Origin of the sequence: Proteus sp. G4380 (assembly GCF_963885725.1) — a bacterium.
GTDB classification, from domain to species: Bacteria; Pseudomonadota; Gammaproteobacteria; order Enterobacterales; family Enterobacteriaceae; genus Proteus; species Proteus mirabilis.
The window spans coordinates 1-8,116 of record NZ_CAWPAV010000175.1 but is presented as its reverse complement, the minus strand read 5'-3'; the positions used below and the strand labels follow the sequence as shown (position 1 = coordinate 8,116).

General features: G+C 38.3%; 6 protein-coding genes. 3 read left to right on the top strand and 3 right to left on the bottom strand.

All coding sequences use genetic code 11. The annotated features are described in order from the left end of the window. Positions 1-98: 98 nt before the first annotated feature. A complete protein-coding gene (rhtA, locus tag AACU98_RS15450) occupies positions 99-989 on the top strand; it encodes a threonine/homoserine exporter RhtA (RefSeq protein ID WP_004244497.1) in 891 nt (296 codons plus the stop codon). A 277-nt stretch (positions 990-1,266) separates the two neighbouring features. Continuing rightward, positions 1,267-1,773 (top strand): DNA starvation/stationary phase protection protein Dps, encoded by a 507-nt coding sequence (gene dps, locus AACU98_RS15445; RefSeq protein ID WP_004244496.1) that lies wholly within the window; start codon positions 1,267-1,269, stop codon positions 1,771-1,773. A 60-nt stretch (positions 1,774-1,833) separates the two neighbouring features. Here dps and dinG read toward each other — a convergent pair whose 3' ends face one another. After that, entirely contained in the window at positions 1,834-3,942 is a 2,109-nt protein-coding gene (dinG, locus tag AACU98_RS15440) for an ATP-dependent DNA helicase DinG (RefSeq protein WP_004247579.1), read from the bottom strand. A gap of 263 nt (positions 3,943-4,205) precedes the next feature. Between dinG and AACU98_RS15435 the strand changes: the two genes are divergently transcribed. Beyond that, positions 4,206-5,114, top strand: coding sequence for a LysR family transcriptional regulator (locus tag AACU98_RS15435; RefSeq protein WP_004244494.1), 909 nt, complete (start codon positions 4,206-4,208; stop codon positions 5,112-5,114). A gap of 120 nt (positions 5,115-5,234) precedes the next feature. Here AACU98_RS15435 and AACU98_RS15430 read toward each other — a convergent pair whose 3' ends face one another. Both AACU98_RS15430 and purB read right to left on the bottom strand, forming a co-directional pair. Next, the gene (locus AACU98_RS15430) at positions 5,235-6,614 is read right to left on the bottom strand and encodes an MmgE/PrpD family protein (protein WP_004252118.1); all 1,380 of its coding nucleotides are present in this window, start codon (positions 6,612-6,614) and stop codon (positions 5,235-5,237) included. Between the two features lie 70 nt (positions 6,615-6,684). Continuing rightward, the gene (gene purB / locus AACU98_RS15425; protein WP_113977001.1) at positions 6,685-8,052 is read right to left on the bottom strand and encodes an adenylosuccinate lyase; all 1,368 of its coding nucleotides are present in this window, start codon (positions 8,050-8,052) and stop codon (positions 6,685-6,687) included. Positions 8,053-8,116: the final 64 nt, after the last annotated feature.

Here is an 8,116-nt window from a genome sequence, read left to right as displayed (position 1 = left end):
CTATATTAAAAATCACAAATTTACTTTATATTATGTGATCCTTTGTTATATAGGATAACAGAGTACTCAACGCTTTACTTTTGACGAGGTTTTTCAGGATGTTGTCAGCCAGACACTCAGCTAAATTACAGGTGTTCTACCCTGTGCTTCTTTTGCTTCTTTCTATGCTATCAATACAAAGTGGCGCATCATTGGCAAAAAGCCTGTTTCCTGTTATTGGCGCCCCCGCAGTCACAGCATTACGCCTTTTTCTAGGTACTCTGATCCTGTTTTTTATTTTTAAACCATGGCGTCTAAGCTTTTCTCGTAGTGCCATAATGCCACTATTTTTATATGGTTTATCATTAGGGGCAATGAACTACTTATTCTACTTGGCTCTTGAAACTATTCCATTAGGTATTGCAGTAGCACTTGAGTTTACGGGACCGCTTGCGGTAGCGATGTTTTCTTCACGCAGAGCAATCGATTTTTTATGGATAATCTTAGTGATTGCTGGATTAGGGTTATTACTGCCGATTGGGGATAATATTCACGGACTCGATCCCCTAGGCATTTTATATGCATTAGGTGCGGGTGTCGGTTGGGCACTGTATATTGTTTTCGGACAACGTGCAGGAAAAGGCTATGGCGCAGCGACAGTTTCTATTGGCTCACTTATTGCCGCCTTTATCTTTTTCCCTATTGGTATGCTACAAAGTAGCCCTGAGCTAGTTTTTAGTTGGTCTATATTACCTATTGGATTAGCTATTGCGATTTTATCTACCGCTTTTCCTTATACTTTGGAAATGATTGCACTTACCCGTTTACCGGCAAAAACCTTTGGGACATTGATGAGTTTAGAGCCTTGTATGGGGGCTTTTATTGGTATTATTTTCTTACATGAACATTTAACGTTAATACAATGGGTTGCGTTGGCATTTATTGTGTTAGCGTCGATTGGTTCCACTGCAACCATGAAAAGAAAAACCAAAATTGAAAAAGTAGAATAAATATTTATACAGTTTAACTTATTAATAAATAAAATATTAAATGAAAAGAGATCAGTTGATCTCTTTTTACTTATTAAATAATAACTTTACTTCCCTAACATTGCTATTTTAAGCATATTGTCTTATTCTAAATAGGCTATTTCGATAGATGACATTTTTATTAGTAATGCCCTATCAATTTAATAGTAGCAAGCGATAAGACTAACCATTAATAATCCACTATCATAATTAACAGAAATTAAGATATTGAGTTATTAATTATTTAGGGAGAACGATTATGAGTACTGCTAAATTAGTCAAATCCACACCTTCAGCCCTGCTTTATACCCGTAATAATGTTGATGACAGTGTTAAACTGCATACTATCGAACTACTGCAGCAAATGGTGACTCAGTTTATCGATTTGTCTCTCATTACCAAACAAGCACACTGGAATATGCGCGGTAGAAACTTTATTGCCGTACACGAAATGGTAGATGGTTTCCGTGATACCATCAATGAACATACTGATGAGTTTGCTGAGCGTTTAGTACAATTAGGTGGCACAGTCCTTGGTACACCACAAACTGTCAGTAAAAAAACACCTTTAAAAGCCTATCCACTCGATATTCATGATGTGCAAGATCACCTTAAAGCATTGGCTGATCGCTATGCGGTAGTCGCTAATGATATTCGTAAAGCGATTGATGAAGTTGAAGATGAAGATACTGCTGATATGTTTACCGCAGCATCCCGTGATCTAGATAAATTCTTATGGTTTATTGAAGCAAATATTGAAAACTAATTGCTTACTTAATCACATGCTTCTTACTGAAAAGGGCTACCAATATAGGTAGCCTTTTTATTATTCTGTTTTAGGTATATCTGGCTGATAAATAGGAAAGACAGGTAGCGCGGTTAATAGCCGTGAGCCGTAGTTTTTCGTTAATAAACGTCTATCATAAATAACAACTTCACCATGACAATGATGACTACGAATAAGACGCCCAACTTGCTGGATCAAATTAAATGATGCACTTGGTAAACTTTGCACTTCAAAAGGATAACGTTTCAGTGATTTTAGCCATTCCCCTTCCGTCACAATGACCGGATCAGTAACAGGTGGAAAAGCAATTTTATGAATATGTACTTGCGTTAAATAGTCACCTTTTAAATCTAACCCTTCAGCAAAAGATTGTAGCCCAATTAACACACTATTATCGCCCGCATCAATACGCTTACAATGTGTCTCCACTAAACGATAGCGCGGTTGATCTCCTTGGACTAAGAGACTCAAACGTAGATCTTTAACTTCCTCTAAAAAACCTTCCATCGCCCGTTGACTACTAAATAATACTAATTGCCCTCGATGGTGGTTTTCTACCATTCCTTGACGAAAATAGCGTGCCATCTCTTTTAAATGCGCTTTTTCATTCGCCATTGTCGGTTCATAACGCATTTTAGGGATAACGAGTTTCCCTTGCCTTTCATGTGTAAAAGGCGATGACAAGGTAATAAAACGATCATCAAAGTGTTCGCTTAGTCCTGTAAGCTCTTGAATACGCGAAAAACTGTTTAATGAACGTAGTGTGGCAGAAGTGATCACCACATGAGGAATATTTTTCCATAATAATTGTGTTAACTGTTCACTAACGCGAATACCAGCACAATGTAAATAGAGATGTGACTGCTTTTTATCATAACGACGAGTAAGCCATTTCGAAACGGGTGCTTTTGATGTCTGCTCTAATGTCGCAAGTCGCCATAGTTTTGCCATATTTTCCAGATAACCAACCATTCGGCTAGTGGTTAAAATCGCGCGATGTAAACGTACAACATCTTCTTTTGCTGTTCGCTCAGTTAAGTCGTTAAGAATCGACTCACCTAACATTTTTAAACCATCGGTTAGCTTAAATAAATCTTGGCAACATAACAGTAATTGTTCAGGTAATTGACCTAAGGGAAATAAATATTCATCATTTTCACTGCGCTCAGGCAATAACGCGCGGGTAAAATGTTCAACGTCTTGATAGGCTTCGCGCATTTTTGCAATATGAGCATCAAAACGAATGGGATCGGCTAATTTGGGTGGTTTGACTGGGATAAATTGTGCTAAATATTGGCTGACATGACGAGTCATATTATCAAGTTGCATATTTAATGCCGATAAGGTTATTTCCCCTTCAACTTCAAGCGCATCTCTAGCAACATCAGGAATATGATGCCCTTCATCCAATACTAATAAAATATTTTTTGCATCAGGTAACACCGATTCACTTTCCATCGCAGCCATCACAAGAGCATGATTGGTGATAACCACATCAACTTCGTCTATTTCTCGACGGGCCAGAAAAAAAGGACAGCGATGATAGTATTGGCAATTACGACCTAAGCAATTCATTTTATCTGTGCTAATCTTGCGCCATAAACTATCCGTTAATGCTCGTTTATGGTGATCACGCAAACCATCCCAACCAAAGCTGGTAAAATCGTGCTTTAACTCTTGGCAAATCTCCCTTTCCGCACTGGTTGCGACATCAACTTTATCTTCCAGCAAGAACATTAAATCAATTTGCTCGCCTTCTGTTGCACAAATTGCCTCTAAATTACGGGGACATAAATAACGACCTCGCCCAAAAGCCCCAGTAAAAGTCAGGTCTGGAATAATTTTTTTTAGTAAAGGCAGATCTTTGCTGTAAATTTGATCTTGTAGCGCCACATTCGCCGTACTGATAATCAGTGGTTTTTTCTCTTCCCGACTGATAGCAATACCAGGAATAAGATAAGAGAGTGTTTTACCTACTCCGGTAGGCGCTTCAATAATTAGATGTCGCCCCGTTTCATCAGAAAATGTCTTCGCAACTTCAGCAATCATTTCGCGCTGAGGCGCTCGTGGAATAAAGCCTTCAATATGCTCAGGTAATGCTTTATACCATTGGCTGATTTGCATTTTTACAGATTGAGAAAGGGACATAACTACTCTATTTGTCATTAAAATAAGCGTTATTGTCGCATAACACTGTATAAAAATCAGTAGTCAGCTGCACTTACTCGCCTTTTTCATCAAATACTGCGTAACCCTACGAATTTATTGAGCGGTGTTATAGATTATTGATCCAACTCTTCATAGTATGAAAGAGAGCGGTATGCCAATTAAAAAGAACTTTATTAACCTTTATAAAAATAATACCTCTTGCGTTTTATTTCGCACCACAACACCAATTAAGAGATAATAAAATGACTTCTGCAAAGCGCCCTATTTTTAATTTAGAGTTAGACCTACTCAGAACTTTTGTTGCTGTTGCCGATGGTTCCACCTTTGCCGCAGCCGCTGAATCAGTTTGCCGAACACAATCTGCAGTCAGCCAACAAATGCAACGCCTTGAGTCATTAATAGGTAAAGAGCTTTTTGCTCGACAAGGGAGAAATAAAACATTAACCGAAGCAGGCACTCAACTGCTTAATTATGCTCGGCGGATTTTGCGCATTAATGATGAAGCATGTTTATCTTTATTGCATGAAGAAATTGATGGAATATTAAAGATTGGCTCTCCCGATGATACAGCAAACACAATCTTACCCGATCTACTTGCTCGTTTTTCAGGTGCTTATCCTCGTTTAATTATGGAGATTATTGTTAAACGTAGCCCTTTTTTAATGTCAATGTTGGAAAATAATGAGGTCGATTTAGCCATTTCTACAGAAGAGCATGTCGGTTACCCTAAAATTGTCTTACGCGTATCGCCTTCGTTATGGTATTGCGGTAAACATTTTAGATTTGATCTTGACGAACCGTTACCTTTAGTGGTTCTTGATGAACCAAGTACTTACCGTGATATGATGATAAATCACCTTGATCAACAAAATATTCGCTGGCGCATTGCCTATATTGCCACCACCTTATCTGGTGCCAGAGCGGCCGTTCGTGCTGGTTTAGGTATAATGGCACGCTCTATCGAGCTTTCTGGTGATGATTTACGTATTTTGGGTGAAAAAGAGGGATTACCGCCATTACCTGCTATTCGTTATAACCTTTATCTTAATGCCAATAGCCCGAGTAAAGCAGCTCAGATACTATTTGATTCATTAAAAAATGAGCAGAATGAAGTCATTAATCACGCAGATATTACCCTTCAAAACCACTAACTCATTAAGGAAACAAAAATGGCACTACAATAAATTGTCAGTGCCATTTATCAGGTGCAACTCATTTAAACAAAAGGTATCAGATTCATTATCTTGTCCCTGTGGATGCAGATAAAAGAGTTATGCCTCTACCCGTAATAATTGTGTAAGTAATGAAATAGGTATATTTTCAAAATTCATTATATTTTCAATCAGTTGATCAGCTTGTGTCTTTTTCATTACACACTTGGCATTATCATAAAACTTCGCTATTACATCCGTATCAACCATCGGATTTTCAGGGTTACCATACTGAATATCGATCCTTTCAGTTAATTGTTGCCCATTTTTCAATCTAACAAAGATTAATCCAGGAAAATAGCTCGGAAAGGGAATTTCATTTTCTGATGGATAACGATAGCTCACTTTTTTCGCCAATAGTTGGATATCGTTACGCTGTAAGTTTTCCGCTGAAAGCGATGATAAAGTTAACGCATTATCCAAAAAACCAATAGCAAATAACCAAGGTAAGCTAAATTTTGCCCCATAAGCTGTTTTTGGCGCCCATTTTGTTTCGAGTGGCTCACAAATTAATGCAGCAGCAACTGGATCAATCACACATTCTACTTGTTCAATTTCTTCCGCACTGATCCCTCTTTTAAGTAAACGACGTCCACAATCAACAGTAGCATGAGCAAAATGGCAAACTGGATAAGGTTTTATTGAAACATTTAAAAACTCCCATTGTTCACCTAATCCTTGTGCAACTTGTTCAGGGATCGCTTGCTCGCTGATCCCATGAGTATGATAAATACTGTATCGCCCTTCAAATATTGTCTCAGGCCCAGTCATTCCCCCTTTAGCTAACGAGGCTGCAATAATACCGGATTGAGCGGCCCATCCGGCATGAAAACATTTTGCCGATGAGCTATTAGTCAGATATTCAGCGATACCCGCTGCTTGACTTGCCGTTAGTCCTAACGCATTTACCGCCTGCTGTGACGTAAGTTTTAATAATGAAGCCGCACATGCTGTTGCACCGAAGATCCCAGCAATCGCCGTTGCATGAAATCCACGTTGATGGAAACCACTGTGACTCGCTAAACCAACCCGTGCAGCAACTTCCCAACCAATAACCCAAGCCGTTAATATTTCTTCATTTGAGGCGTTTAATGTTTCCCCTAACGCAAAAGCTATCGGTGTTAATACAGCACTACCGTGAGTAATAGAATCAGTATGTGTATCATCGAAATCTAATGCATGTGCAGCAATACCATTGGCTAAGGCTGCTGCAGTGGTATTAGCTGTCTGCATACTTCCCCAAATGGGGATCTTACCTTGGCTATCGGGTAAAAGAGTAATCCCATGACGTCCTTGTTTCGAGCTAGATTGTGTACTCCCTGCAAGTGCTACACCTAATGTATCTAATAAATGTAATTTGGCTCGAGCTATCAGTTGCGTTGGAAGCTGTGAAAATGTCGTTGTAGTAATAAAATTAGCTACATGCTGACTCAATGTCATATAAATACCTCAATGCTGATAATAACAAAGCCAGTTATCACTGGCTTTTTATGAGATTTCATTCCATCAATTAATCATTTAACCAGCCGGAAGCTTTTGTTTGAGCGACTACACGATCAACTTGCTCAGGAGCATTACCAACATAGGTAGTTGGATCTAGCAAAGCATTTAACTCTTCTTGTGAAATATGGTCACGAATACGAGTATCACGATTAATAGCTTCTACGAAAGTAATCCCCTCTTCTTGTCCAGACATTGACGCTTCATACACAATTTCGTGAGCAGTTTGTTTGCCTGCTTTATCGGACAGAGCAAACATCACACGTTCTGCTAACATAAACCCACCTAAGATATCCATGTTGTGACGCATTTTTTCAACATGAACATTTAGCCCACCTAGTACTGTTTTCATATTATCCAAGATAACAGATAACATCAGACACATTTCTGGCATAATCTTCCACTCCATCTTCCAGATAGCACCATCACGTTCATGTTGATGTTTCATCATATCCGTTAATACAGAAAGATTAGCTTTTAAGGTATTACTTACACAGGCGGCATTTTCAACAATAGCTGGATTGCGTTTATGTGGCATAGTTGAAGAGCCAACTTGCCCTTTACCAAAAGGTTCTGAAAGCTCATCAATTTCATTGTGTGCTAATATTAAGATCTCGTTAGCTATTTTCCCTAACGTTCCACTAATTAATCCAATTAACATACCATATTCACTAAATCTATCACGTGCTGGTTGCCATGAGATTTCCGGTATACCTAATCCTAAGCGTTTTAATACGCGTTTTTCTAATTCATCAGCTTTATCGCTTAAAGAAGCTTTAGTCCCGACAGCACCGACTACACTGCCAACAAATAGACGAGGTTCCACCTCTTTAAGTCGTTGATAATGACGCGCTAACTCTGTCAACCAAATTGCTGTTTTATGCCCAAATGTGATTGGTAACGCTTGTAACGCTAAAGTGCGTCCAACCATAGGTGTATTGCGGTGTTTTTCACTTAAAGAAAGTAATGAACGACCTAATATTTTAATATCACGTAAAAAAGTTTGATGAGCAGCTTTAAGTTGTAGCACTAAGCCTGTATCAATAACATCTTGTGTTGTCGGCCCAAAATGAACATATTCTCCATAATGTTCAGAACAAGCATATTCTAAGCCTCGAATAGTAGGTACTAATGGATGTCGAGTAAGACGAACTTGTTCTAATACATAATCCATATCTAATTTTTCAAGTTTTGCACTCTGTACAATAACCTCAGCCGCCTTTTGAGGAATTAAACCAAGCTCAGCTTGTTCTATTGCTAATGCTGCTTCATAATCAAGCCAATTTTGTATTCTAGTTTTGTCAGAAAAAATAGTTCTCATTTCTTCTGTTGACCATAAGTTTTTTAATAAAACAGAATCAAACACACTAGTTCCCATAATTATTTCCCCTGTTAAAAGAATAATAAAAAATCGTTTTTAAAATAAAACGAGTTGTTAGCTT